Below are 25,150 nucleotides of genomic sequence, written 5' to 3' on the forward strand. Positions count from 1 at the left end.
CGTGTAATCTGCGATCATGGTTGCATTTTCCCACTCGATCTCCCTTGGCTCTCCTGATCAAACCGCTGCTCTTGGCGTTGAAATCGGCCGGCTCCTGACCCCTGGTGATGTCCTTCTGCTAGAGGGCGATATTGGTGCCGGAAAAACCCATTTTGCACGAAGCCTGATCCAATCCCTGCTTTCGGAACCAGAGGATGTGCCCTCTCCCACATTCACGCTCGTCCAGATCTACGACGGCACAAGCTGCGAGATCTGGCACGCGGACCTCTACCGCCTCACCTCGCCAGACGAAGTTGTCGAACTGGGACTGACCGATGCCTTTACCGATGCGATTTGCCTCGTGGAGTGGCCTGACCGCCTTGCCGAACTTGCCCCCGAAAACGCCCTTTCGATGCGGTTTGCTATGACGGCGACCGAGGGTGAACGCACCCTTGAACTCGCGGCTGAATCCGCACTCTGGCCCCAACGCCTTAAGGAAATTCTTGATGTCTGATCGCGACACCCTGATCGACAAATTCATTGCGACAACCGATTGGAGAGCGGCCAAGGTAGGCCCACTGGCCGGAGACGCCTCCAACCGCCGTTACCTGCGCCTTGAAATGAATGGCGAAACGGCCGTCTTGATGGATGCGCCCCCAGAGAAGGGCGAAGATGTGCGCCCCTTCGTAAAGATCGACACCTACCTCTGTGATCTGGGCCTGTCTGCACCCAGGGTCTTGGCTTCTGATCCCACCAATGGCTTCCTTCTGCTCGAAGATTTGGGCGATGACCTGTTCGCACGCGTCATGGAGCGCTCGCCAGACCTGGAAACCCCGCTGTATGAGGCCGCAACCGACGTTCTTGTCGATCTGCACAAACACGCCGCACCCACAGACCTGAAGACCTATACCCCCGAACTCATGGCCGAAATGGCCGCGCTTGCCTACCGCTGGTATCTGCGCGGTCTGGATATGCCCTACGAAGACAAGGCCGCGCATTTTCAGACCCATTTCCAGTCAGTTCTGGAAACCCACGCACACGAAGCCGAGGTCCTGATCCAGCGCGATTATCACGCCGAAAATCTGCTGTGGCTCCCGGATCGCTCTGCCTCGGCCCGCGTTGGCCTGCTGGATTTCCAAGACGCCCTTGTGGGGCACAGCGCCTATGATCTCGTTTCGCTCCTTCAGGACGCGCGGCGCGATGTTCCGGTGCAAATCGAAACGCGGATGATCTCTCGTTACCTAGACGCCACCGGCATGGAAGAACAGGATTTCAAAACCGCGTATCACGTCCTCGGCGCCCAGAGAAACCTGCGCATCATCGGTGTTTTCGCACGCCTCTCCATGCACTTTGGCAAGCCCCACTACATCGATCTGATCCCGCGGGTCTGGTCTTATTTGCTACGTGATTTGACACATCCTGCTCTCTCGGAAACCCGTGAATTGCTCCTCAAGGATCTCCCCGAGCCTCACCCGGGCCACCTTCAAATGCTGAAAGAAAAATGCGCCACGATCCCGACGCTGTAATGCTGTTCGCCGCCGGATTTGGCACCCGAATGCGGCATCTCACCAAGTCTCAGCCCAAGCCGCTGGTCAAGGTCGGGGGCAGGGCGCTGATTGATCACACTCTTGATCTCGCCCGCGCGATCGCACCCGGCCGTGTCGTTGCGAACCTGCATTATCTGCCGGAACAGCTGGAAGACCACCTCGCGGAAACAGAGGTCACAACAACCGTTGAAGCGCCCGAAATCCTCGAAACGGGAGGCGGCCTGCGTGCCGCACTGCCTTTGTTGGGGGAGGGTCCGGTTTTCACGGCCAATACCGATGCGATCTGGAAAGGCCCAAACCCGTTTGAACTTTTGAAACAGGCTTGGCGCCCTGAAGAGATGGACGCTCTTCTGCTTTGCGTTCCCCAGCACGCAACTGTGGGCCACAAAGGGCAGGGTGACTTTGTTATCGACAAAACAGGCCGGCTCAGCCGAGGACCGGGCCACGTTTACGGCGGCATTCAGATCATGAAGACCGAAAAGTTGCACGGCGTGGCCGAAAAGGCGTTTTCGCTCAACATTCTCTGGAACCAGATGTTCGAGGAGGGCCGCCTGTTCGGCCTGTCCTATCCCGGAAAATGGTGTGATGTCGGATCGCCCGAAGGCATTGATCTTGCCGAGGCGCTATTGGAGCAAACCGATGTTTGAGCCCTCGGACAAACCGCGCGTCTTTGGCATTCCTGTCGGCGCGGATTTCCCCAAGAACCTTGCCGAGGGCTTACGCGCACGGTTTTCAGACAGGCCGCCCGAAGAGTTCGCGCGCGTCGAGCTGATCGTGAACACGCGTCGGATGGAACGGCGCATTCGCGAGATTTTCGATCAAGGGCCGCCTACACTCTTGCCACGCATTCGGCTTTTGTCGGATTTCGGGCGGGCGACCCACGCCCACGACATCCCTCCGCCGGTCCCGCCGCTTCGCAAGCGATTCGAACTGATCCGGCTGATTTCCCAGCTTCTCGACGCGCAACCCGATCTGGCGGCGCGCGCGTCGCTCTATGATCTCGCCGACAGCCTTGCCGCCCTGATGTCAGAGATGAGCGGCGAGGGGGTCACCCCCGACACCATCGAGGCGCTGGATGTGTCCGATCAATCCGGCCATTGGGAGCGAGCGAAAACCTTTTTTGGCATTGCGCGCGATTTCCTTGAATCCGTTGACGACACACCCGACGCGGAAACCCGCCAGCGTCTGGTGATCGAACGCCTGACCGAAGAATGGGCCCTCAACCCGCCGCAACACCCAGTCATTCTCGCGGGGTCCACCGGATCGCGTGGTACGATGATGCTCTTGATGCAGGCCATCGCCCGCCTTCCCCAGGGGGCCATCGTTCTGCCGGGCTTTGATTTCGAAACACCCGATCACGTCTGGGATGCCCTGGGCGATGCCCTGAGCAGTGAAGATCACCCCCAGTTCAGGTTCCGGCGCCTGATGGACATCCTCGGGATGCAACCAAACGACGTTGTGCCCTGGCACGGTCTCGATGTGCCCAGCGAAACCCGCAACCGGCTTGTTTCGCTTGCCTTGCGCCCCGCGCCCGTCACGGATCAATGGCTTGCCGAAGGGCCAAACCTGACCGGCATTGAAGACGCGGTTTCAGATGTCACCTTGCTGGAAGCCTCCTCCATGCGAGAAGAGGCAATAGCCATCGCGATGCGCCTGCGCCAGGCGGCAGAAGACGGGCAAACCGCCGCGCTCATCACCCCTGACCGTATGCTCACACGGCAAGTGACGGCCGCGCTGGACCGTTGGGACATCACGCCGGATGACAGTGCCGGCCAACCCTTGCAACTAAGCCCGCCGGGCCGTTTCCTGCGCCATGTTTCGAGACTGTTTCAGCAGAAACTCACTTCGGAAATGCTTTTGACGCTTCTCAAACACCCCCTGACACACAGCGCGGAAGGTCGCGGTGACCACTTGCTGCGGACCCGGGAACTCGAACTTTATGTTCGCAGGAAGGGCCTGACCTACCCGCAACCCGATATCCTCCAAGCCTGGGCCGCCGCCCGCGATCCCGAAGATCAGACATGGGCAGCTTGGCTCGTCAGTGTGTTCTGTGATCAGGAGATGCCGGGCGAGTGTGATTTCGCGGTTCGCCTTGAGGGCCACATATCGCTCGCCGAGCGGATTGCGCGAGGGCAGGTGCCTGAAGGCAGTGGTGAACTCTGGGAGAAAGCGGCAGGGCGCGAAGCGGCCAAGCTCGTGGCGCAGCTCAGGGAAAACGCCCAATACGCCGGCCCTATTTCCGTTTCCGACTACAGCGATCTGTTCGGCGCGGTCATCGCCAACGGAGAGGTGCGCGACCGCGACGAAGGCCATCCCAACATCCTCATATGGGGCACGCTCGAGGCCCGTGTTCAGGGCGCCGATCTCGTGATCCTTGGCGGTTTGAACGAGGGCAGCTGGCCCGAAGCGCCTTCGCCCGATCCCTGGTTGAACCGTAAAATGCGCCATGATGCGGGTCTTTTGCTTCCCGAACGTCGAATCGGCCTCTCGGCGCATGATTTCCAACAGGCCATTGGCGCGCCCGAGGTCTGGCTCACCCGCTCCATCCGCTCGGACGAAGCCGAAACCGTGCCGTCCCGCTGGATCAACCGTCTGACAAACCTGATGAGCGGATTGCCGGGGCAGGGGGGAGATACGGCCCTGCAAGGAATGCGTCAGCGCGGAAGCAACTGGTTGAAACTGGTGGCTGCTCTGGAAGACATCAACCCTGTCGAACCGGCCAAGCGCCCATCGCCGCGACCGCCAGAAGTGTCGCGACCGAAACAGCTTTCGGTGACAGAGATCAAACGCCTGATCCGCGACCCCTATGCGATCTACGCCAAACATGTCCTGCGCCTGCGCCCCCTCAACAGCCTGATGAAAACGCCGGATGCTCTTTTGCGAGGCATCGTGGTTCACGAAGTTCTGGAAACTTTTGTCAAAGAAGTCTCCGAAACACCTGAGAACCTGACCGAAGCCCGCCTGACCGAGATCGCGCACGACGTGCTTGCCGAAAACGTTCCATGGCCCGCCGCGCGTGCCCTATGGCAGGCCCGTATCGAGCGGGTTGCCGGACATTTTGTGCAAGGCGAACAGCGCCGTCGCGAAACGGCGGCCCCGATTGCACACGAACGTCAGGCCAAATCTCGCATCGACGCGCTTGATTTCACCCTGACCGCCAAGGCGGATCGGGTTGATGCTACAAACGATGGCCAGCTGATCCTTTATGATTACAAGACCGGCCGTCCACCATCGCAGGATGAACAACTCTATTTTGACAAACAGCTTCTCCTCGAGGCCGCGATGGCCGAGCAGGGGGGCTTTGACGATATTGATCCGACAGATGTGGCCGCTGCGATTTATCTGGGCCTGGGCAGTACACCAAAGGATGAACCTGCCCCCCTCGAAAAAACGCCAGCAGCGCAGGTTTGGGACGAGTTTATTCAGCTGATCGGCCACTATGCCGATGCAGACAACGGGTTTACCTCGCGCCGCGCCATACACAGCGATCGGGATGTCGGAGACTTCGATCAGCTTGCCCGATTTGGCGAATGGGACATCACCGACGATCCGATGCCGGAGGATGTGAAATGATCCAACGTGACGACGCCACCGAGCGGCAGGTTCAGGCCGCACGCCCCAATGAATCGACCTGGCTTTCCGCCAATGCCGGCTCGGGCAAAACCCGCGTTCTGACAGATCGCGTTGCCCGCCTGCTGCTTTCTGGTGTTCTGCCCCAGCACATTCTCTGTCTGACCTACACAAAGGCCGCCGCAAGCGAGATGCAGAACAGGCTGTTCAAACGTCTTGGCGAATGGGCGATGCTGGATGATGCGGAACTGCGCAAACAGCTTGATGAACTGGGCGTGGAAATCCCTCTGGATGGCACGCTTCTGCGTGATGCTCGTACCCTTTTCGCGCGTGCAATCGAAACGCCGGGTGGTTTGAAAATCCAGACGATCCACTCTTTCTGTTCCTCCCTGCTGCGCCGATTCCCGCTTGAGGCCGGGGTTTCTCCGCTGTTTGCCGAAATGGAAGATCGCGCCGCGGCCCTCCTTCGTGAAGACATCGTGGCCGATATGGCAGAGGGCGCGCAGGCCGATTTGGTACAGAACCTCGCGCGGCATTTCACGGGCGAAACGCTGGAAAGCTTAACCGATGAAATCGTTCGGCACCGCGACAGGTTTGAAACGCGTCAGAACACGGGCTTTTTCCTCGACCTGATGGACCAGAGTAAATCGCTCAGCCGGGAAGACATCGCTGCCAAAGTGTTTCTGGGCGGCGAGGGCGAGCTGCTTCAGTCTTTCATCGAGGTTCTCCGCACCGGTGGCAAGACCGACAACACCAACGCCGAGAAGCTGTCGAAAATCGGCGCGCCCACATACGAGGATCTCGGAAGTCTCGAAGGCATTTTTTTGACGGGCGCATCCGCAAAAGCACCCTTTTCGGCAAAGATAGGCTCTGTTCCGACCAAGGCCCTGCAAAAAGATCACCCCGATCTCGTGGCCAAAATTGATGCCCTGATGCTGCGCCTCGAAGATGCCAGACAATCGCGCCTTGCCCTCTCTGCGGCCGAGCGTGCCGCTGTGCTGTCGGCCTTTGGTCACGCCTTCCTTTCGGAATACGAGCGCCAGAAACAGCTGCGCGGCTGGCTCGATTTTGATGACCTCATCCTACGCGCGCGTGCCCTGCTGAATGACCGGGCCGTGGCAGAATGGGTGCTGTATCGCCTTGATGGCGGCATTGATCACATTCTCGTCGACGAGGCCCAGGACACCAGCCCGGTTCAATGGCAGGTGATTGAACGTCTCGCGCAGGAATTCACCAGCGGAACCGGCGCCCGAAGCGATATCGAGCGCACGATTTTCGTTGTGGGTGACAAAAAACAGTCAATCTACAGCTTCCAGGGGGCTGATCCCGCCGAATTCGATCGGATGAAAGAGGATTTCGCCACGCGCCTCGCGGCAACGGGCAAACCCCTGCAATCGCTTGAGCTCGAGTATTCCTTCCGCTCCTCTGCTGCGATCCTGAACCTTGTCGATCACTGCTTTGACGAACAGCTGCGCGCCGGTTTCCCGCAAGACATGAAGCACCGCGCCTTCAATGCCGATCTTCCCGGTCGCGTCGATCTGTGGCCCATAGTCGATCCTGCTCCAAAGGCGAAAAAGCATGAATGGTACATCCCGGTCGACCGGAAAAGCGAGACGCACCACACCGTCTTTCTGGCCAATCGTGTTGCCGATGAAATCGCGCGGATGATCCATGAAAAAGAGACTATTCCTGGCAAAAAAGGCGAAAATGACCTTTACGATCAGCGTCCGGTTCAACCCGGAGATTTCCTGATCTTGGTCCAGCGCCGCTCTGATCTGTTCCACGAGATCATTCGCGCCTGTAAGTCCCGCAACCTCCCGATTGCCGGAGCCGACCGCCTCAAGGTGGGTGCCGAACTTGCGGTTCGCGATCTCGGGGCATTGCTGTCCTTCCTCGAAACCCCCGAGGATGATCTCTCATTGGCCACGGCCCTGCGATCGCCCTTGTTGGGCTGGACGGAACAGCAGTTGTTTGACCTCGCCCATCGCAGAAAACCCAACTCGGTTCTCTGGAATGCCCTGCGCAACCGCAAGGATGAGTTTCCCGAAACGCTCGCCATTTTACGCGATCTGATGGATCAAACCGATTTCCTGCGGCCCTATGATCTGATCGAACGCATCCTGACCCGCCATCTTGGCCGCAACAATCTGCTCGCGCGCCTTGGAACCGAGGCCGAAGACGGAATCAACGCCCTGTTGTCCCAGGCTCTGGCCTACGAACGCAGCGCCGTGCCCAGTTTGACAGGTTTCCTTGTCTGGATGGAAACCGACGAGCTTGAAATCAAACGCCAGATGGACAGCGCCGGAAATCGTATTCGGGTCATGACGGTGCACGGCTCCAAAGGTTTGGAAGCGCCCATTGTCATCCTGCCCGACACCGGCAAGCGACAGATCCGCAACGATAGCCAGATTATCGAGGCCGGAGACTCCGCGCTTTGGGCAACACCTTCTGCCTCATCGCCACAATTCGTGAGCGATGCACGCGAGACAACAGCCCAAACCCTCAAGGCCGAGCGAAAGCGCCTTTTGTACGTGGCGATGACACGTGCCGAGAAATGGCTGATCGTCGCCGCGGCCGGTGATCTCGGGAAAGATGGAGAAGCCTGGTACGACGTCATCCGCCGTGGGTTGGGGTCGGTTGGGGCACAAACGATGCAGTTCCCCTTTGGCGAAGGCCTTCGATATTCGCACGGTGATTGGTCCGGTCAGGTCACCGACGTTGAAGAAGTGGCGCAGGACGTGCTTCCGGAATTGCCTGCCCTCTTCAAAACGCCGGCCAGACAACCCGAGAAGCCACAGAAATCCCTGAGCCCCTCTGATCTCGGCGGTGCCAAGGCCCTTGCCGGAGATGCCGGATTGGATGAAGAGGCGGCAATGGCGCGGGGAACCCATATCCACCTTCTGCTGGAACATCTGCCTGACTATCCAAGGGACCAATGGCCCACAGTTGGCACAAACATCCTTCTGGCGTCCGATCTCCCGCCACTCGCCGATGACATTGCCCCCTTGCTGGCAGAGGCCACGACCGTTCTCGACACCCCGTCAATGGCGCATGTCTTTACACCGCAAGCACTTGCCGAAGTCCCGCTTACTGCGAAGATCGGAGACCATCGTCTGCACGGCATAATCGACAGGCTGATCATTGAACCGGATCGCATCCTAGCCGTTGATTTCAAAACAAACGCGACGGTGCCGCCTTCGCCAGAGGCCACGCCCGAGGGTATTTTGCGCCAGATGGGCGCCTATACCCACGCGCTGTCCCAGATTTATCCTGATCGTAAGATCGAAACCGCGATCCTCTGGACGCGTCATGCAGAACTGATGTTCTTGCCCCACGATCTTGTGACACAGGCGCTTGTGACCACTGGATACCTTGACGCCAGCCAAGGCTCTACCTAGGTTCTGCCAAACGCTGCTATCCATTCAGGAGAAATCACATGGCAACCGTCGCTGTCACCGACGCCACCTTTGACGCCGAAGTCAAGAACTCGGACATCCCCGTAGTGGTGGATTTTTGGGCCGAGTGGTGTGGCCCCTGTAAACAAATCGGCCCGGCTCTCGAAGAGCTGTCGTCCGAGTACGAAGGCAAGGTAAAGATCGCCAAGGTCGATGTTGACTCGAACCCGAACGCCGCTGCGGCGATGGGTGTTCGCGGCATCCCGGCGCTGTTCATCTTCAAAGACGGTCAGGTTGTTTCGAACCGCGCCGGCGCTGCTCCGAAAGCCGCGCTGCAAAGCTGGATCGAAGAAGCCATCTGATCTTACGATCAATTTGGTCAAGGGGCGCTCCAATCGGGGCGCCCTTTTTCGTTCTGCGGCAAGGGCTGCCCTTGTGCGGTTTGCGCGCGGGCCTCATATAGGTCTTCAACAAAAGGAGAAATGTATGTCGCAAGACCAATTCCCCGGTTGGCACGGAACAACGATCATCGGCGTCAAGAAAGACGGCGAAGTGGTGATTGCTGGCGACGGCCAGGTTTCCCTTGGCCAGACTGTCATCAAGGGCACCGCCCGCAAGGTGCGCCGCCTGTCGCCCGGTGGATACGACGTTGTTGCTGGTTTCGCCGGTTCGACAGCAGATGCCTTCACTTTGCTTGAGCGTCTGGAAACCAAACTCGAAGCCACCCCCGGCCAATTGGCCCGTGCCTCTGTAGAACTTGCCAAGGATTGGCGCACCGACAAGTACCTGCAAAAGCTCGAGGCCATGCTGATCGTCTCGGACGGTGCCGACATTTTCGTCATCACCGGGGCAGGGGACGTTCTTGAGCCCGAACACGACGTCACGGCCATCGGATCGGGCGGCAACTTTGCTCTCGCAGCCGCACGCGGCATGATGGACAGCGACAAATCCGCCGAAGAGGTGGCCCGCGGCGCGATGGCCATCGCGGCAGACATCTGCGTCTACACCAATGGCAACCTGACCGTAGAGAAAATCACCAAATGACCGATCTGACCCCGCGCGAAATCGTTTCCGAACTCGACCGCTTTATCATCGGGCAAAACGATGCAAAACGCGCCGTTGCCGTGGCGCTGCGCAATCGTTGGCGCCGTAAGCAGCTTTCCGATGATCTGCGGGAAGAAGTGTACCCGAAAAACATCCTGATGATCGGCCCCACCGGCGTCGGCAAAACCGAAATCAGCCGCCGGCTGGCAAAACTTGCCCGCGCGCCTTTCATCAAGGTCGAAGCCACGAAATTCACCGAGGTGGGATACGTGGGCCGCGATGTTGAACAGATCGTGCGCGATCTGGTCGACAGCGCAATTGCCATGACTCGCGAACACATGCGTGAAGACGTCAAGGCCAACGCTCATCGCGGCGCAGAGGACCGCGTGATCGAGGCAATCGCCGGCGAGGACGCCCGCGATGCCACCCGCGAAATGTTCCGCAAAAAGCTGAAGTCAGGCGAACTCGATGACACGATGATCGAGCTGGAAGTGGCTGATTCCACGAACCCAATGGGTGGCATGTTCGACATCCCCGGCCAACCCGGAAGCCAGATGGGTATGATGAACATCGGTGATCTGTTCGGCAAAGCCTTTGGCGGTCGCACTGTGAAGCGTCGCATGACGGTTGCTGAAAGCTATGAAATCCTGATCTCCGAAGAGGCAGACAAACTATTGGACGACGAATCCGTCACCAAGGCTGCGCTGGAAGCGGTTGAACAGAACGGCATCGTCTTCCTTGATGAGATCGACAAGGTCTGCGCTCGTTCCGAAGCTCGGGGCGGAGATGTAAGCCGGGAAGGGGTGCAGCGCGATCTGTTGCCATTGATCGAAGGCACAACCGTCAGCACCAAGCATGGTCCGGTCAAAACCGACCACATCCTGTTCATCGCGTCCGGGGCGTTCCACATCGCGAAACCCTCGGATCTGCTGCCCGAACTTCAGGGCCGCCTTCCGATCCGCGTGGAACTGCGTGCCCTGACCGAAGATGATTTCGTGCGCATCTTGACGGAAACTGACAATGCCCTGACCCGTCAGTACACCGCTCTGATGAACACCGAAGAGGTGGTGGTCACTTTCACGGACGAAGGCATCGCGGCACTGGCGAAAATCGCGGCAGACGTGAACCAAACCATTGAAAACATTGGTGCACGGCGTCTCTACACGGTGATGGAACGTGTCTTTGAAGAGCTAAGCTTCACGGCACCCGATCGCTCCGGAGACGAGATCACCATCGACGCAGCATTTGTTGAACAAAACCTTGGTGAACTGACCAAGTCCGCAGACGTAAGCCGCTACGTCCTGTAAACCTCAGTGGCGTCGGAGATACACGTAGTAGGCTCCGGCGCCACCATGACGCACATGGGCTTCGGCAACCTGAAGCACCATCGCACCGAGCGGCGGCATCGCCAGCCATTGCGGCACATGATGTTTCAAAATACCGCGTCGCACCGGGATTGGCCCGTCATCCGGCTTGGATTTGCCTTTCCCCGTCACCACCAGCACAAGCCGCTTTCCCTCGGAAAATGACCGCATGATAAATCCAGTCAGCGCCGGATGCGCTTGTTCCTGGGTCATGCCGTGCAGGTCGATTTTGCCTTCTGGCAACATCTTCCCGCGCTTCATCTTGCCATAGACCTTCTTATCCATATGCAACGGCTGTCGCGCCACGCGTTCGGAAATACCGGGCAACAGATCATTGCGGGGCAGGGCGGTCTGCGCCCGAGAGCCAACTTCGAACTCTGGCACACGCGGCCGAACCGGTTTGATCGGCTTGGGTTTCGGCTTTGGCTCTTCGTGCCGAGAGCGTTCCGGGTGCATCCGATGCGCAGAGTCCGCCACCTTGCGCCAAAGATCTACTTCTTCAGGGGTCAGACGTCTTCTACTCACAACACGGCCTCGGGCAACATGGCATAGGCCCGCTGAATTGGCAGAAGAATGATCATTCGTCCACCATCTTTCAAACGTCCTGCCGCACGGCCGGCATCATCCCCGGTGCCAAAGAAAATATCCGCGCGCTGCGCGCCCTTGATCGCCGATCCCGTATCCTGCGCAATCATAAGCCGCCGCAAAGGCGTTTCACCTTCTTTTTCAACCCAGACAGGGGCTCCGAGCGGTGTGAACCTTGGATCAACGGCAACCGTTCTCATGGTGGTGATCGAACGGTTCATGGCCCCAAGCGGCCCTTGATCCGCAGGCACGCGTGTAACCTTGCGGAAGAAAACATAGGAATCGTTGTGGCGCAGCAGTTCTGCACCATCCACCGGATTGCGGCGCACCCAATTCTTGATCACCTGCGCACTGACCTGATGGGCTGAATAAACACCGCGCCGCACAAGCTCGACACCGATTGAGCGATAAGGCCGACCGTTTGATCCACCGTAGCCAACCCGAAGATAGCTTCCATCAGGCAGATGAATGCGGCCAGATCCCTGAATTTGCAGGAAGAAAAGCTCTACCGGATCATCAACCCATGCAATCTCCAGTCCACGCCCCACCATGGCGCCGCTGGTTTCGATCTCACGGCGGGTAAGCCAGCTGGTTTTGCGGCGCGCTTCCGGAGGTTGCCGATACAAGGGGTACCGATAGCGTTCGGTCGGAACCAAAGACCCATCCAGCTCAGGTTCGAAATACCCCGTGAACAGCGCATCCTTGCCGTCTTCGACCAGAACCGGTCGGAACAGCAGCTCAAAGAAACTGCGCGCATCTGAAATTTCACCCGCCGCCTTGCACAGCGCCTGCCAATCCGGGGCATCGAAATCCATGCAGGTGTTCTGAAACGTGGAAAGGGCCGCGGCATGATCATCCTCGGCCCATCCATCCAGATCTTTGAAATCCAGAATCTTGATCGTGGTTTCGGATGCTGCCTCAGACCCGACCATCGCCAGTCCTGCCAGAACAGCCGCCCGAAACCAGGAAATCATTCGCCCGTTGCGACAAGTTGCCAGTTGGGATCATCCGACCCCATGGCCCGTGCAAAAGTCCAGATGTCCCTTTGCTTTTTGACCTGGCGTTCGTCACCCTCGATGATGTCACCCGCACGATCTCGCACAACATGGGTCAATTCACCGATAAACCGAACGGTGATCTCGGCTTCGCGGCTATCCGTGTCGAATGTCGCATTGTGCAACGCCATTTCGCGCACACCGACAAATTCGCTCTCGACCGTGAGGCCTTGTTTCTCGCGCACCTCGACGACATGGGCAAAGGCATCATAAACCTCATCCGACAGGAACGGCTTGATCGAACCCAGATCGCCCTTCTCGAAACCCATCAGGATCATTTCATAAGCGCCACGCGCACCCTGAAGGAAATCGCTCACGCCAAAACTCGGCTCGATCTGCTTCATTGCGGCAAGCGCTGCGTACTCATCCGAATCTTCGGCAACGTGATCCACGATGTCCGGATCTGGACCGCCCTGGATAACCTCAAGTTCCGGACCACGACGCTCAGTTTGAACCTGTTGCTGGCGCGGTGGCTCAAACCCATCTCGCGTTCCCAAAACGCTCCGCAGACGGAGGATGAGAAAGACGGCAATACCAGCCAACACAAGCAGCTGAAGAATGGGTGAATTCATGAGTACCTCGAACAGGGCATGGAAACAGGCGTATACCGCACTTATGTAAGTCACAGGCCAGATCAAGTCCACTGGCTCGGTGACAAACTTGGAGATTGAAGAATATGTGGCTGTTCCTGGCCTTTGTCGGTGTTCCCCTGATCGAAATTGCGCTTTTCATCCAAGTCGGTGGGGCGATCGGCCTATTGCCAACCCTTGCAGTTGTTGTTGTCACGGCGATGCTCGGCACGTTTCTGGTGCGCAATCAGGGCGCTTTGGCCCTCGGCAACCTGAAACGGTCTTTCGAAAACCTCAATGATCCCACCGAACCCCTGGCACACGGCGCCATGATCCTGTTCTCCGGCGCACTTCTTCTGACGCCGGGCTTTTTCACCGATGCGGTTGGTTTTGCCCTACTTGTCCCGGCCGTGCGCGTGGCCGTGTTCAACTACATCAAGGCGCGCGTGAAGGTTCAAAGCTTCGCGATGGGATCCATGCACAGCGCGCAACAGCAATCCCACCCTGCCCAGGATGACGTGATCGATGGCGACTTTACCGAAGTCGACCCAACGAAACGACCGACGCATCAACCCTCAGGCTGGACTAAGCATTGAGGCGCGGTTTTCTTCCTGATAAAGCAGACCAGAGATTTGATTTATTCAGGAGAAAACCATGTCGGAAAACGACAACGGCGCGGCACAGGCGGCACCCCAGGTTCGCATGAATGTTCTGGCGCAGTTCATCAAGGACATGTCCTTCGAGAACATCCTCGCCCAGAAACGCATCAGCGGTGAAGCACAGCCCGACGTTCAGGTTCAGGTCAACCTTGACGCCCAGAAGCGCGAAGTCGAACACCAGTTCGAAGTTGTGACCAAGCTGAACATCACCGCCAAGACCAAAGAAACCGGTGACGAGATGTTCATCTTCGAACTGGAATATGCCGGCATCTTCCACATCGAAGGCGTTCCGGAAGACCAACTGCATCCGTTCCTGCTGATCGAATGCCCGCGTCTGCTGTTCCCGTTCCTGCGCCGCATCGTTTCCGACGTCACCCGCGACGGTGGTTTCCCGCCGCTGAACCTCGAAAACATCGACTTCATGCAGCTGTACCGCCAGGAACTGGCGCGTCGTCAGGCAGAAGCACAGGCCCAGGCCGCAGTTCAATAAGTTTCAATGGTCCCGCATTGCGGGGCTGTTACCCAAGTTTGGCCCACAAGGCATCGTCGCCCATTTTGGTAACGAAGTCTTCGTGGGCCTTCTTTTCGTCTTCGGTCAACCGCGAGGGCAGGGGGCTAGGGCGTGGTTTTGGCTGCCAACTGGTATCCTGAACCGTTTCCGTCTTTTTCGTCGCAACGGCAGACAGCGCAAAATCCGGCTGACGCCCGCCAATCAGCTCAAGATAAACATCCGCAAGGATTTCCGAGTCGAGCAACGCGCCGTGCAAGGTCCGGTTGGCATTGTCGATGCCAAACCGACGACACAGGGCATCCAGAGACGCTGGCGAACCCGGAAACTTTCTCCGCGCGATTGCCAGTGTATCCAGCGCCTGTTCCCAGGGTATCTGGGGCAACCCCATCCACTTCAATTCGGCATTCAGGAATTTCATGTCGAATGACGCGTTGTGGATGACAAGCTTGGCATCCCCCACGAAATCCAGAAACGCCTGGCCAATCTCTTTGAAAACCGGCTTATCACGCAACGTGATCGCGGCTGGATTATCGGTTTGCGGCGGCTCAAGAAGATCGGGGCCAATTCCGTGAACCTGAAACGCCTCCATCGGCATCGAGCGTTCGGGATTGATGTACTGGTGATAGGTGTTGCCCGTCGGCATGTGGTTGAACAGCTCCACACCACCGATTTCGACAATCCTGTCGCCGGTATTGGGATCAAGACCTGTGGTTTCGGTATCAAGCACGATCTCACGCATAGGTCATTCTCTCCCTGATGGCCTCGATGATCCGCGCCACCTGTTCACGCGCATGATCCAAAGTATCCGTGATCACCACGAAATCCGATCGCGCGCATTTCTCATCATTGGGCATCTGCTTTTCGCGGATCTGATGAAACTGATCTTCCGTCATCGTACCACGCGCCAGAACCCTTTCTTGCTGGATTTCAGGTGAAACAGAGACACATACGACAGCATCCATCGTCAGGTTTCCCCCGGTTTCGAACAGCAACGGAATATCGAATACCAGAATATCCGACGTGGCGACTTCGGCAAATTCCGCACGATCCTTGGCGACCAGAGGATGCACGATCTCTTCCAGCGTCTTCAGAACCGAGGCGTCTTTGCCGATCAGCTCTTTCAACCGTTCACGCGAAACCGCACCATCTTTCACTGCGTCCGGCAAAACGGCCTCAATCGGGGCCACCGCAGCCCCACCTTTGGAATACATGCGATGAACTGCGGCATCCGCATCCCAAACCGCACATCCGGCATCGGCGAAAAGCCTTGCCGTCGTCGACTTTCCCATGCCGATAGAGCCGGTCAATCCAACGCGAAACGTCATGCCAGCGCCGCCTCTCGGGTTGCGTCGTCCACAACCGGCCTGCGTCCGAACCAGCGTTCAAAGCCAGGAACGGCCTGATGAAGCAACATGCCAAGCCCATCGACGGTGGTGCAGCCTTTTTCTTCAGCGATTTCAAGTAGATGCGTTTTGAGAGGGTTGTAGACAAGATCGGTCACAACGGCATCTTTTCGCAAGCCATCCAATGGAACCCGAAGCTCGGGTTTACCAGCCATGCCAAGGGATGTCGTGTTCACGACAGTTGCCCCGTCCTCAAGAATATTGCCCGCTTGCACCCATTCCACCACAGAAAGCCGCGCACCAAAGTCCGCACGCAGCTGATCGGCACGCACACGAGTCCGGTTGGTGATCAAAATCTCTGGAACACCCGCATCCAGCAAAGAAGCGACAACAGCCCGCGCCGCGCCGCCAGCGCCAAGAACAACGGCTGGCCCCGCATCCGGCTTCCAATCCGGCGCGCCCTGACGCAGGTTTTCGATAAAACCGTACCCATCCGTGTTATCACCAATCGTCTTGCCGTCTTCGCGGAAAATCAGCGTGTTCACCGCCCCGATCAACGACGCGCGGTCCGTCACGTGATCAACAAGTTCCATCACCGCCTCTTTGTGCGGGATGGTGACGTTCGCGCCGACAAAACCCATCTTTGGCATTGCTTCCAGAACGGCTTGCAAATCGCCCTGAGCCACATCCATCGGAATATAGTGACCCTGGATTCCATAGGTCCGAAGCCAGTGGCCATGCAGCAAGGGCGATCTTGAATGCGCGATCGGGTGGCCGATCACCCCGGCAAGTGGGATCTTTGGCAGGCTCATGACATCAAATCTCCTCGAACCATGAGATAGTTCAATACTTCGATTAGCGGCATCCCGAGAACATTGAAATAGTCACCGTCAACGCGATGGAACAATCTCACACCTTCTTCTTCAAGCTTGTAGCCTCCAACACTCCAGCGAATGCTCTCCCAGTTTCGCTCAAGGTACTCTTCCAGATAGGCATCGGAAAAGTCCCGCATCTGCAGGCGCACCATGCCGATATGTCGCCAGACAGGTTCCCTCTCATGAAAAATCACCACGGCAGACAACAAGGTATGCCGTTTACCGCGCAACGCTTTTAACTGATCTCGCGCGTCTTCCACGTTCTTGGGTTTCGAAAACACCTGACCTTCGAAATCAAGCACCTGGTCACACCCAATAACCAGCGCATCGGGGTTCTTTCTCGCCACCTTGGCCGCTTTTGCTTCGGCCAATGCGTCGGCAATGTCACGTGGCGGCGCCTGTTCGGCCTCAAGGCCCATGCGCAACATTTCTTCGTCCACTTTCGCAACCTCGACATCAAAGGCGATGCCGGCGTTTCGCAACAGCGTTGCCCGGATCTCGGAACCAGACGCGAGGATGATGTGTTGTGACATGTGGATAAATCCGTGGGTTTCTCGTTGACGAAGCTAGGGCAGTTTTTCGGAAATTCCCCAAAGCAATGCAAGCTTGGGAAAACCCAGCCCATCTCAGCGAGTTCCCCAGTTTTTCCCCACGGTGAATTTGTAAAACTTCCAGCCTGTGAAGAAAGTCGTGGATACAGATTCGCTCACACAGTTTTCCACATTCTGCACTGCCCGAATGATATAGGTTAAGTATCTGAAATAATTTAACTAAAAATCGAAAAATGAATTTCGTTAAGATTCTTCGGGCAATTCATTCCAATGTGGAAAAACCTTGTGAAAAACGCATAATCCACAGGATTGGAGCAGCCTACTTAATCATCATCCTTTTATCTTTTTATTTATTTATTTAGAGAGGGATTAGTTCAGTCTGGAAAACCCGATGACCTACTTTCTCGTCGATATTTACCCGTACGTCTTGTCGTTCCATATCATGGCCGTTCTGTCCTGGATGGCCGGGCTGTTCTATCTACCTCGACTGTTCGTGTATCATGCTGAGAAAGCGACAGTCGGAGATCAGCTCGACGAGACGCTCCGTATCATGGAATACAAGCTCCAGAGATACATCATGGCCCCTGCCTCTATCGCCACGTGGCTGGCTGGGCTGACTTTGGTCTTCACACCCGGTGTCGTGGACTGGTCTGCCATCTGGCCATACACCAAGGGTGCTGCGGTTATTGCCATGACGGTGTTCGATCACTGGCTGATGATAAAGCGGAAACAATTCGGTCGTGGTGAAAACACCCTGCAAGGCCGATCTTATCGAATGATGAACGAAGTCCCGACTTTGTTAATGATCGTGATCGTTCTTTCTGTCGTCGTTAAATTCTGACGCGGTTTGACTCCCCTCCCAAGTTTCCTTATGTAATTCGGCAACTGGCCCGTCCGGGCCAAGTGTCTTCCGAATGACTGATGCAATCCACGGCCCGATTTGGTCGTGCGTAGGATGTTTCCCATGACAATTGAAAAACTCGCATTGGCAGATCTCAAGGCGAAAAGCCCCAAGGATCTCTTGGCAATGGCTGAAGAGCTCGAGATCGAAAACGCCTCGACAATGCGTAAAGGCGAAATGATGTTCCAGATTCTCCGCGAACGCGCGGATGAAGGATGGGAAATCATCGGCGAGGGTGTGCTCGAGGTGCTTCAGGACGGCTTTGGCTTCCTCCGTTCGCCTGAGGCCAACTATCTTCCCGGTCCGGATGACATCTATGTTTCGCCAGATATGATCCGTCAGTTCTCGCTGCGCACCGGGGATACGGTCGAAGGCGTGATGAAAGCGCCGGAAGAAAACGAACGTTACTTCGCTCTCATGAGCGTCACGAAGATCAACTTCGAAGAGCCAGAGAAAGCGAAACACAAGATCGCCTTCGACAACCTCACACCGCTCTATCCGGATGAGCGTTTGAAGATGGAAATCGAAGATCCGACCATCAAGGACAAATCGGCCCGCGTGATCGATCTCGTGGCGCCGATTGGTAAGGGCCAGCGTTCGCTGATCGTTGCGCCGCCGCGGACCGGTAAAACCGTTATCCTTCAGAACATCGCGCACAGCATCGAGGCCAACCACCCCGAGTGCTATCTGATCGTTCTGCTGATCGACGAACGTCCGGAAGAAGTTACCGACATGCAGCGCTCGGTGAAAGGCGAGGTCATCTCCTCGACCTTTGACGAACCGGCTGCCCGCCACGTCGCCGTTTCCGAGATGGTCATCGAGAAGGCCAAGCGCCTGGTTGAACACAAGCGTGACGTGGTCATCCTGCTTGACTCGATCACCCGCCTGGGTCGCGCCTTCAACACCGTTGTGCCGTCTTCTGGTAAGGTTTTGACCGGTGGTGTGGATGCCAACGCCCTGCAACGTCCCAAGCGCTTCTTCGGTGCTGCGCGGAACATCGAAGAGGGTGGCTCGCTGACCATCATCTCGACCGCCCTCATCGACACCGGCTCGCGTATGGACGAGGTGATCTTTGAAGAATTCAAAGGCACCGGCAACTCCGAAGTCGTACTGGATCGCAAGATTGCCGACAAACGCGTCTTCCCGGCCATCGACATTCTCAAGTCGGGCACCCGTAAAGAAGACCTGCTGGTCGACAAGGGCGATCTGGCCAAGACCTTTGTCCTGCGCCGCATCCTTAACCCGATGGGCACCACGGACGCGATCGAATTCCTGCTGTCCAAGCTCAAGCAGACCAAGACCAACTCTGAGTTCTTTGACTCGATGAACACCTAAGGGTTTCGCGATGGCCTATGTGCCTGATACGATTTTCGCTCTGGCAACGGCCCCCGGTAAAGCGGGGGTCGCTGTCGTTCGTGTGTCTGGCCCCTTGATTTCCAGGGCAGGGGAGGCTCTTGGCATTGGCCTTCCTGAACCGCGTCACGCCTCGCTCAAGCTCCTGAAGGACAAGGAAGGCCGCCGCCTCGATCAGGCGCTGGTGATTTATTTCCCCGAAAAGAACAGCTTTACCGGCGAAGAGGTGCTGGAGTTGCACCTGCATGGCTCTGTGGCCGTGGTGAACGCCGTGCTGCGCGAGCTTTCGGATGTTGAAGGCCTACGTCTGGCAGAGGCGGGAGAGTTCACCCGTCGCGCGCTTGAGAACGGCTGTCTCGACCTTGCCCAGGTCGAAGGTCTCGCCGATCTGATCGAAGCAGAGACCGAAGCCCAGAGGCGTCAGGCCCTGCGCGTTCTGTCAGGCGACTTGGGGGATCTTGCTGGCGGCTGGCGCGAAAAACTCATCCGTGCCGCGGCATTGCTTGAGGCAACCATCGATTTTGCCGATGAAGAGGTTCCGGTCGACGTGACGCCAGAGGTGCAGGGCTTGCTTTCGGAGGTACGCACCGACTTGGCCAAGGAAATTTCCGGTGTCGAGACGGCAGAGCGCATCAGGACGGGGTTCGAGGTTGCCATTCTGGGCGCACCAAACGTTGGCAAATCGACGCTTCTGAACGCTCTTGCAGGCCGTGAGGCGGCCATCACCTCTGAGTTCGCCGGGACAACCCGCGATGTGATCGAGGTGCGGATGGAACTGAATGGCCTTCCTGTCACCCTTCTCGATACCGCCGGCCTTCGGGAAACCGAAGACTACGTCGAAGGCATTGGAATCGAACGCGCCCGTCAGCGCGCCGAGGCTGCCGATCTTCGCGTCTTTCTTGTGGATCAGGGGGATCACCCCGATTTCCAGCCGCTTGAAGGAGACATTGTCCGCGCGGCCAAGGCCGATACCTTGGAGCAGTCTGACAACGCCGTCTCCGGAAAGACGGGGCAGGGGGTATCCGAGCTCGTGACAGCAATCACCGAGGCTCTGTCCGAACAGGCGGCGCGCTCTGGTATTGCTACGCGCGAACGCCATCGCGTTGCTATGACGCGCTCAAACGATAACCTCGCGGCTGCGCACGCGGTGCTTGCTCTGGGGCCGGATCACTATGAGATCGCGGCCGAAGAACTGCGCAGTGCGATTCGTGCTTTGGATTCGATTGTGGGTCGCGTAGATGTCGAGAACCTCTTGGATGAAATCTTCTCGAGCTTCTGCATCGGAAAGTAAGGAGTGTTTCACGTGAAACATTTTGACGTCATCGTTGTTGGCGGCGGACACGCCGGTGCGGACGCCGCTCATGCAGCGGCCCGAATGGGTGCGCAGACTGCCTTAGTCACCCTCAAAACCTCGGGCATCGGCGTGATGTCCTGCAATCCGGCGATTGGTGGGCTGGGCAAGGGTCACCTCGTTCGTGAGATCGACGCGCTTGATGGCGTCATGGGGCGCGTGGCTGACAAGGCTGGCATCCAGTTTCGCCTTCTGAACCGTCGCAAAGGCCCTGCCGTACAAGGCCCCCGTGCGCAGGCAGATCGCAAAATCTATCGCGAATCGATGCTGGCAGAGATCATGGCCACCTCGAACCTCACTGTGATCGAAGGTGAAGCCACCGATTTCCGCATGGAGGGAAACTCTGTTCGCGGTGTCATCTTGGCTGACGGATCAGAGCTTTCTTCGCACGCAGTTGTCCTAACCACCGGCACATTCCTGCGAGGTGTGATCCATATCGGCGATGTCTCTCGCCCCGGTGGTCGTATGGGGGATGACCCTTCCGTACGTCTGGCCGAGCGAATCGACAGCTTTCAGTTGCCGCTTGGCCGCTTGAAAACCGGTACGCCACCGCGTCTGAACGGCAAAACCATCAAGTGGGATCTTCTGGATTCTCAGCCCGGCGATGATGAGCCTACGATGTTCTCGTTCCTCAATAAGGCGCCTTCAGCCCGGCAGGTGGCCTGCGGGATCACCCACACCAACGAAAAGACCCATCAGATCATCCGCGAAAACCTGGACCGCTCAGCCATGTACGGCGGTCACATCGAGGGGGTAGGGCCGCGCTATTGTCCGTCGATCGAAGACAAGATCGTCCGCTTTGCCGACAAGACGTCGCACCAGGTCTTTCTTGAACCCGAAGGTCTGGATGACGACACGGTCTATCCAAACGGCATCTCGACTTCTCTACCTGTCGATGTCCAGGAAGATTACGTCCGTTCGATCTATGGTCTTGAGGAAGTCGAGATCCTCCAACCCGGCTATGCCATCGAATACGACTACGTTGATCCCCGCGCCCTTGATGCTGCCTTGTCGGTGAAGACCGTTCCTGGTCTATATCTTGCGGGTCAGATCAACGGAACCACAGGATATGAGGAGGCCGCCGCCCAAGGGCTTGTTGCCGGCCTAAATGCCGCGCTCTCCGCGCAGGGCAAAGACCCCAAGTATTTCAGCCGCTCGGACAGCTACATCGGCGTTATGGTCGACGACCTCATCACGCGCGGTGTCACTGAACCTTATCGCATGTTCACCTCCCGCGCCGAATTCCGCCTGTCGCTGCGGGCAGACAACGCCGACCAGCGTCTCACCCCGGTAGGGCTGGAGCTTGGCCTTGTCGGCGAAACCCGTCGTCGCGCCTTTGGTGAAAAACTCGATCGCCTGAACACGGCCCGCGATCTTCTGGAAGACGAGAGGTTCTCTCCAAAGCAAATCAATGCCGCGGGTATCTCGGTCAATCAGGATGGCAACCGCCGGACGGCCTTTCAGGTTCTCGCCTTCCCCGATGTCAGCTTTGGAGATCTGGAACAACTGGACCCGCGATATGCCTCCATTGATCCGGACACCCGCGCCCAGCTTGAGCGCGACGCGCTTTATGCCAACTACATCGAACGCCAAAAGCGTGATGTCGAAGCCATGCAGCGGGACGAGAATCAGGAGATACCCGCCGACTTCGATTTCGACATCGTCGAGGGCCTCTCCAATGAACTCAAAGCAAAGCTCAACGCGACACGCCCCGCGAACCTTGGTCAGGCAGGACGGATTGACGGCATGACGCCTGCGGCGCTTACCCTGATCCTTGCGCGTATTCGCCAGGCCAAGAAGGGAAAGATCGCGTGAGTATGAGCGCAGAAGATGTTTTGGGCCGCCTGAATGTTTCACGTGAAACATCGGATCGCCTCAAAAAGCTGGCTGATCTCCTCTGCAAGTGGAACCCGAAAATCAATCTGGTCTCCAAAACAACACTTCCCGATCTCTGGGAGCGCCACATCTATGATTCCGCACAGATTTTTCACTGCGCAGATCATCCTATAGATCATTGGGTGGATATCGGCAGTGGGGGAGGGTTCCCCGGATTGGTGATCGCCATCATGGCCGCCGAAGCCAATTCCCCGACCAAGCTCACCATGATCGAAAGCGATCAACGTAAGTGCGCCTTCTTGCGGACGGTTCTACGCGAGACCGGTGTCACGGCAAATGTCATCACAAAACGAATCGAACAGGCCGAACCCCAGAATGCCTCGATCCTTTCAGCCCGCGCTCTCGCAGATCTGGATCTCCTGTTTTCCTTTGCTGAGCGCCATTTAGGCGAAACCGGCACCGCCTTGTTCCCGAAAGGCGCCACTTGGCAAAAAGAACTGCGCAAAGCAGAGGAATCGTGGTCATTCAACCACGAGGTCATTACAAGTAAGACAGAAGTCGAAGCAGTTATTCTCAAGGTCGGAGAAATACGACGTGTCTGATCCCACTCGTCCCCGGGGCCCGAAAATTATCTCAGTCGCCAACCAGAAAGGTGGGGTTGGCAAGACAACAACCGCTATCAACCTTTCCGCCGCCCTTGCCGAGGCAGGGTGCCGCGTTCTGGTCGTCGATCTTGATCCGCAGGGCAACGCATCGACAGGTCTGGGTGTTGAAACCGAAGACCGGAAACTCACGACCTATGATCTTCTGCTTGAAGACATCAAACTGACCGATGTCATCCAGGAGACCGGCGTTCAGGGGATGGGAATTATCCCGGCAACCGTCGACCTGAGTTCGGCAGATATCGAACTGCTTTCCAACGAAAAACGAAGCTTTCTTCTTCATGACGCGCTGCGCCAGCCGGCAATGGATGCCTTTGACTGGGATTACATCCTGATTGATTGCCCTCCGTCACTCAACCTGCTGACGGTCAACGCCATGATCGCCTCGGATTCCGTGCTGATCCCGCTCCAGAGCGAATTTTTCGCCCTTGAAGGTCTGTCGCAACTCATGCTGACCGTTCGCGAAGTGCGCCAGACGGCGAACCCCAAGCTGCGCATCGAAGGCGTGGTTCTCACTATGTTTGATGCGCGCAACAACCTTTCGCAGCAGGTTGAACAGGATGCCCGTGACAACCTCGGCGAACTGGTTATGGAAACGCGCATTCCGCGGAATGTCCGCGTTTCCGAGGCCCCGTCTTTCGCCCAGCCGGTTATCGACTACGATCCTACGTCCAAAGGGGCCGAGGCTTACCGCGAGTTGGCGCGCGAACTTATGTCCAAGCACATGAAAATCGCTGCATAATAAGAAAAAGAGGAGAGCGCTGTGGCTGAGAAAAAGGGAAGAGCCCGTGGTCTGGGGCGTGGTCTGTCTGCGTTGATGGCAGATGTGACTGAAGAAAAGGTTCAGGAACAAACAGGCGAGCCGCGCCGCGCGGATATGACTGTCCCGATCGAAAAGATCGTACCCAATCCCGATCAGCCCCGTCGCGACTTTACTCAGGACCAACTCGACGAACTGGCCGCTTCGATCAAGGAAAAAGGCGTCATTCAGCCGCTGATCGTGCGCGAGCGTGAAGGCGGAACCTATGAAATCGTCGCTGGTGAACGCCGCTGGCGTGCCTCGCAGCTTGCACAACTACACGAACTGCCCGTCGTTGTGCGCGAATACAACGATACCGAAGTTCTTGAGATCGCGATTATTGAAAACATCCAGCGCGCCGATCTGAACCCGGTCGAAGAGGCGGCGGGCTATCGCGCGCTGATGGATCGGTTTGGTCATACGCAGGAAAAGCTTTCCGAAGCTCTCGGCAAAAGCCGCAGCCACATCGCAAACGTCATGCGTCTGCTTCAATTGCCCGAAGATGTTCTTGAGCTGCTGAAAACAGGGGCCTTGTCGTCTGGCCATGCGCGCGCCTTGATTACGTCGGAAGATGCGTCTGCGCTGGCCAAGAAGGTGGTCAAAGGCGGTCTTTCCGTGCGCCAGACCGAAGCTCTGGCAAAAGCCGCGCAAAACAAGCCGTCCGAACCAAAGCCCGCGGCGCCCAAACCCAAGAAAGACGCGGATACCGTTGCCCTCGAAGGGGATTTGTCGGCCAACCTGGGGATGAAGGTCATCATTGATCACAAAACCGGCGACGAAAGCGGTCAGCTGACCATCAAATACGTCTCGCTCGATCAGCTTGATGAAATCTGCCGTATCCTCAGCTCTACCAGCTAGGCCGCGTCCAGATAAACAAGAGAACCATGCTTAGAACACCGGCCTGAATGCCCAACAACATTGGGCGCAGGCCGATGGCGAGCGAAATTCCGAACACAACGACAATCGAGATGGTGGCAAGACGTTTTGCTGCTGGATTGATTGCGCCGCGCGATTGCCAGTCTTCGATCGGGGGGCCGAGGGTAGGGTGATCCAATAGCCAGTTGTGAAGCCGCTCAGACGATCTTGCAAAGAAGAATGCCGCCAGAAGCAGGAACGGGACGGTTGGCAAAAGCGGAAGAACGATGCCGATCACGGCAAGGGCAACGCAAAGCAAGCCAAGAACTGCCCAAAGTACCCGCAT

Annotated in this window: 25 protein-coding genes; 17 read left to right on the forward strand and 8 right to left on the reverse strand. The window is 57.4% G+C overall.

From position 1 onward, the window contains the following. Positions 1 to 16: 16 nt before the first annotated feature. From tsaE to hslU, 8 genes are all read left to right on the forward strand, one after another. Positions 17 to 493, forward strand: coding sequence for a tRNA (adenosine(37)-N6)-threonylcarbamoyltransferase complex ATPase subunit type 1 TsaE (gene tsaE / locus ABWV42_RS16370; RefSeq protein ID WP_353341124.1), 477 nt, complete (start codon positions 17 to 19; stop codon positions 491 to 493). Further along, positions 486 to 1,505 carry an aminoglycoside phosphotransferase family protein gene (locus tag ABWV42_RS16375; RefSeq protein ID WP_353341125.1) on the forward strand — a complete coding sequence of 340 codons (1,020 nt, stop codon included), beginning with the start codon at positions 486 to 488 and terminating at the stop codon, positions 1,503 to 1,505. Before tsaE ends, ABWV42_RS16375 begins: the two co-directional genes overlap by 8 nt. Continuing rightward, entirely contained in the window at positions 1,481 to 2,173 is a 693-nt protein-coding gene (locus tag ABWV42_RS16380; RefSeq protein WP_353341126.1) for a nucleotidyltransferase family protein, read from the forward strand. Before ABWV42_RS16375 ends, ABWV42_RS16380 begins: the two co-directional genes overlap by 25 nt. After that, positions 2,166 to 5,099 carry a double-strand break repair protein AddB gene (addB, locus tag ABWV42_RS16385; protein WP_353341127.1) on the forward strand — a complete coding sequence of 978 codons (2,934 nt, stop codon included), beginning with the start codon at positions 2,166 to 2,168 and terminating at the stop codon, positions 5,097 to 5,099. Before ABWV42_RS16380 ends, addB begins: the two co-directional genes overlap by 8 nt. After that, entirely contained in the window at positions 5,096 to 8,494 is a 3,399-nt protein-coding gene (addA, locus tag ABWV42_RS16390) for a double-strand break repair helicase AddA (protein WP_353341128.1), read from the forward strand. Before addB ends, addA begins: the two co-directional genes overlap by 4 nt. A 38-nt stretch (positions 8,495 to 8,532) precedes the next feature. Continuing rightward, on the forward strand, positions 8,533 to 8,853 hold the full coding sequence (trxA, locus tag ABWV42_RS16395) for a thioredoxin (protein WP_255107207.1): 321 nt from the start codon (positions 8,533 to 8,535) through the stop codon (positions 8,851 to 8,853). Positions 8,854 to 8,977: 124 nt separating this feature from the next. Next, entirely contained in the window at positions 8,978 to 9,535 is a 558-nt protein-coding gene (hslV, locus tag ABWV42_RS16400) for an ATP-dependent protease subunit HslV (RefSeq protein ID WP_255107206.1), read from the forward strand. Continuing rightward, positions 9,532 to 10,842: an ATP-dependent protease ATPase subunit HslU gene (hslU, locus tag ABWV42_RS16405; RefSeq protein ID WP_353341129.1), complete on the forward strand. Its 1,311-nt coding sequence runs from the start codon at positions 9,532 to 9,534 to the stop codon at positions 10,840 to 10,842. The genes hslV and hslU overlap by 4 nt, the downstream gene beginning before the upstream one ends. Positions 10,843 to 10,845: 3 nt before the next feature. Here hslU and ABWV42_RS16410 read toward each other — a convergent pair whose 3' ends face one another. From ABWV42_RS16410 to ABWV42_RS16420, 3 genes are read right to left on the reverse strand one after another with little or no spacing between them, the layout of a single operon-like run. Further along, positions 10,846 to 11,424, reverse strand: a complete 579-nt coding sequence (locus ABWV42_RS16410) for a Smr/MutS family protein (RefSeq protein WP_255107204.1) — start codon at positions 11,422 to 11,424, stop codon at positions 10,846 to 10,848. Next, positions 11,421 to 12,458, reverse strand: coding sequence for a murein transglycosylase A (gene mltA, locus ABWV42_RS16415; protein WP_353341130.1), 1,038 nt, complete (start codon positions 12,456 to 12,458; stop codon positions 11,421 to 11,423). Before mltA ends, ABWV42_RS16410 begins: the two co-directional genes overlap by 4 nt. Continuing rightward, positions 12,455 to 13,111 (reverse strand): Tim44/TimA family putative adaptor protein, encoded by a 657-nt coding sequence (locus ABWV42_RS16420; protein ID WP_353341131.1) that lies wholly within the window; start codon positions 13,109 to 13,111, stop codon positions 12,455 to 12,457. The genes mltA and ABWV42_RS16420 overlap by 4 nt, the downstream gene beginning before the upstream one ends. 104 nt (positions 13,112 to 13,215) lie before the next feature. On the opposite strand from ABWV42_RS16420, the gene ABWV42_RS16425 reads away from it, so the two are divergent. Beyond that, positions 13,216 to 13,704: an FxsA family protein gene (locus ABWV42_RS16425; RefSeq protein ID WP_353341132.1), complete on the forward strand. Its 489-nt coding sequence runs from the start codon at positions 13,216 to 13,218 to the stop codon at positions 13,702 to 13,704. A 58-nt stretch (positions 13,705 to 13,762) separates the two neighbouring features. Continuing rightward, complete coding sequence (gene secB / locus ABWV42_RS16430) at positions 13,763 to 14,257, forward strand: protein-export chaperone SecB (protein WP_255107200.1); 495 nt, start codon at positions 13,763 to 13,765, stop codon at positions 14,255 to 14,257. A 28-nt stretch (positions 14,258 to 14,285) separates the two neighbouring features. Here the strand turns inward: secB and dnaQ are convergent, their stop codons facing one another. The 4 genes from dnaQ to ABWV42_RS16450 are packed head-to-tail and all read right to left on the reverse strand — an operon-like array spanning position 14,286 to position 17,029. Beyond that, the gene (dnaQ, locus tag ABWV42_RS16435) at positions 14,286 to 15,017 is read right to left on the reverse strand and encodes a DNA polymerase III subunit epsilon (protein ID WP_353341133.1); all 732 of its coding nucleotides are present in this window, start codon (positions 15,015 to 15,017) and stop codon (positions 14,286 to 14,288) included. Next, positions 15,010 to 15,603 (reverse strand): dephospho-CoA kinase, encoded by a 594-nt coding sequence (coaE, locus tag ABWV42_RS16440; RefSeq protein WP_353341134.1) that lies wholly within the window; start codon positions 15,601 to 15,603, stop codon positions 15,010 to 15,012. Before coaE ends, dnaQ begins: the two co-directional genes overlap by 8 nt. Further along, on the reverse strand, positions 15,600 to 16,433 hold the full coding sequence (locus ABWV42_RS16445) for a shikimate dehydrogenase (RefSeq protein WP_255107197.1): 834 nt from the start codon (positions 16,431 to 16,433) through the stop codon (positions 15,600 to 15,602). Before ABWV42_RS16445 ends, coaE begins: the two co-directional genes overlap by 4 nt. Further along, positions 16,430 to 17,029, reverse strand: a complete 600-nt coding sequence (locus ABWV42_RS16450) for a Maf family protein (RefSeq protein ID WP_353341135.1) — start codon at positions 17,027 to 17,029, stop codon at positions 16,430 to 16,432. The genes ABWV42_RS16445 and ABWV42_RS16450 overlap by 4 nt, the downstream gene beginning before the upstream one ends. Positions 17,030 to 17,438: 409 nt before the next feature. Here ABWV42_RS16450 and ABWV42_RS16455 point away from each other — a divergent pair, with 409 nt between their 5' ends. The 7 genes from ABWV42_RS16455 to ABWV42_RS16485 all read left to right on the forward strand — a co-directional run bounded on the left by ABWV42_RS16455 (position 17,439) and on the right by ABWV42_RS16485 (position 24,807). Then, complete coding sequence (locus tag ABWV42_RS16455; protein WP_353341136.1) at positions 17,439 to 17,888, forward strand: CopD family protein; 450 nt, start codon at positions 17,439 to 17,441, stop codon at positions 17,886 to 17,888. A gap of 123 nt (positions 17,889 to 18,011) precedes the next feature. Continuing rightward, positions 18,012 to 19,283 carry a transcription termination factor Rho gene (gene rho, locus ABWV42_RS16460; RefSeq protein ID WP_353341137.1) on the forward strand — a complete coding sequence of 424 codons (1,272 nt, stop codon included), beginning with the start codon at positions 18,012 to 18,014 and terminating at the stop codon, positions 19,281 to 19,283. 10 nt (positions 19,284 to 19,293) lie between these two features. Then, positions 19,294 to 20,592 carry a tRNA uridine-5-carboxymethylaminomethyl(34) synthesis GTPase MnmE gene (gene mnmE, locus ABWV42_RS16465; protein ID WP_353341138.1) on the forward strand — a complete coding sequence of 433 codons (1,299 nt, stop codon included), beginning with the start codon at positions 19,294 to 19,296 and terminating at the stop codon, positions 20,590 to 20,592. 12 nt (positions 20,593 to 20,604) lie between these two features. Further along, positions 20,605 to 22,467 carry a tRNA uridine-5-carboxymethylaminomethyl(34) synthesis enzyme MnmG gene (gene mnmG, locus ABWV42_RS16470; RefSeq protein ID WP_353341139.1) on the forward strand — a complete coding sequence of 621 codons (1,863 nt, stop codon included), beginning with the start codon at positions 20,605 to 20,607 and terminating at the stop codon, positions 22,465 to 22,467. A gap of 2 nt (positions 22,468 to 22,469) precedes the next feature. After that, a complete protein-coding gene (rsmG, locus tag ABWV42_RS16475; RefSeq protein ID WP_353341140.1) occupies positions 22,470 to 23,090 on the forward strand; it encodes a 16S rRNA (guanine(527)-N(7))-methyltransferase RsmG in 621 nt (206 codons plus the stop codon). After that, positions 23,083 to 23,892 (forward strand): ParA family protein, encoded by an 810-nt coding sequence (locus ABWV42_RS16480; protein ID WP_353341141.1) that lies wholly within the window; start codon positions 23,083 to 23,085, stop codon positions 23,890 to 23,892. The genes rsmG and ABWV42_RS16480 overlap by 8 nt, the downstream gene beginning before the upstream one ends. Positions 23,893 to 23,913: 21 nt before the next feature. Further along, complete coding sequence (locus tag ABWV42_RS16485) at positions 23,914 to 24,807, forward strand: ParB/RepB/Spo0J family partition protein (protein ID WP_255107189.1); 894 nt, start codon at positions 23,914 to 23,916, stop codon at positions 24,805 to 24,807. On the opposite strand, the gene ABWV42_RS16490 is transcribed toward ABWV42_RS16485, so the two are convergent. Then, positions 24,797 to 25,150: a YbaN family protein gene (locus ABWV42_RS16490; protein ID WP_353341142.1), complete on the reverse strand. Its 354-nt coding sequence runs from the start codon at positions 25,148 to 25,150 to the stop codon at positions 24,797 to 24,799. The two genes, ABWV42_RS16485 and ABWV42_RS16490, sit on opposite strands and share 11 nt — an antisense overlap.

The organism is Pelagimonas sp. KU-00592-HH, from assembly GCF_040369695.1.
GTDB lineage: Bacteria > Pseudomonadota > Alphaproteobacteria > Rhodobacterales > Rhodobacteraceae > Shimia.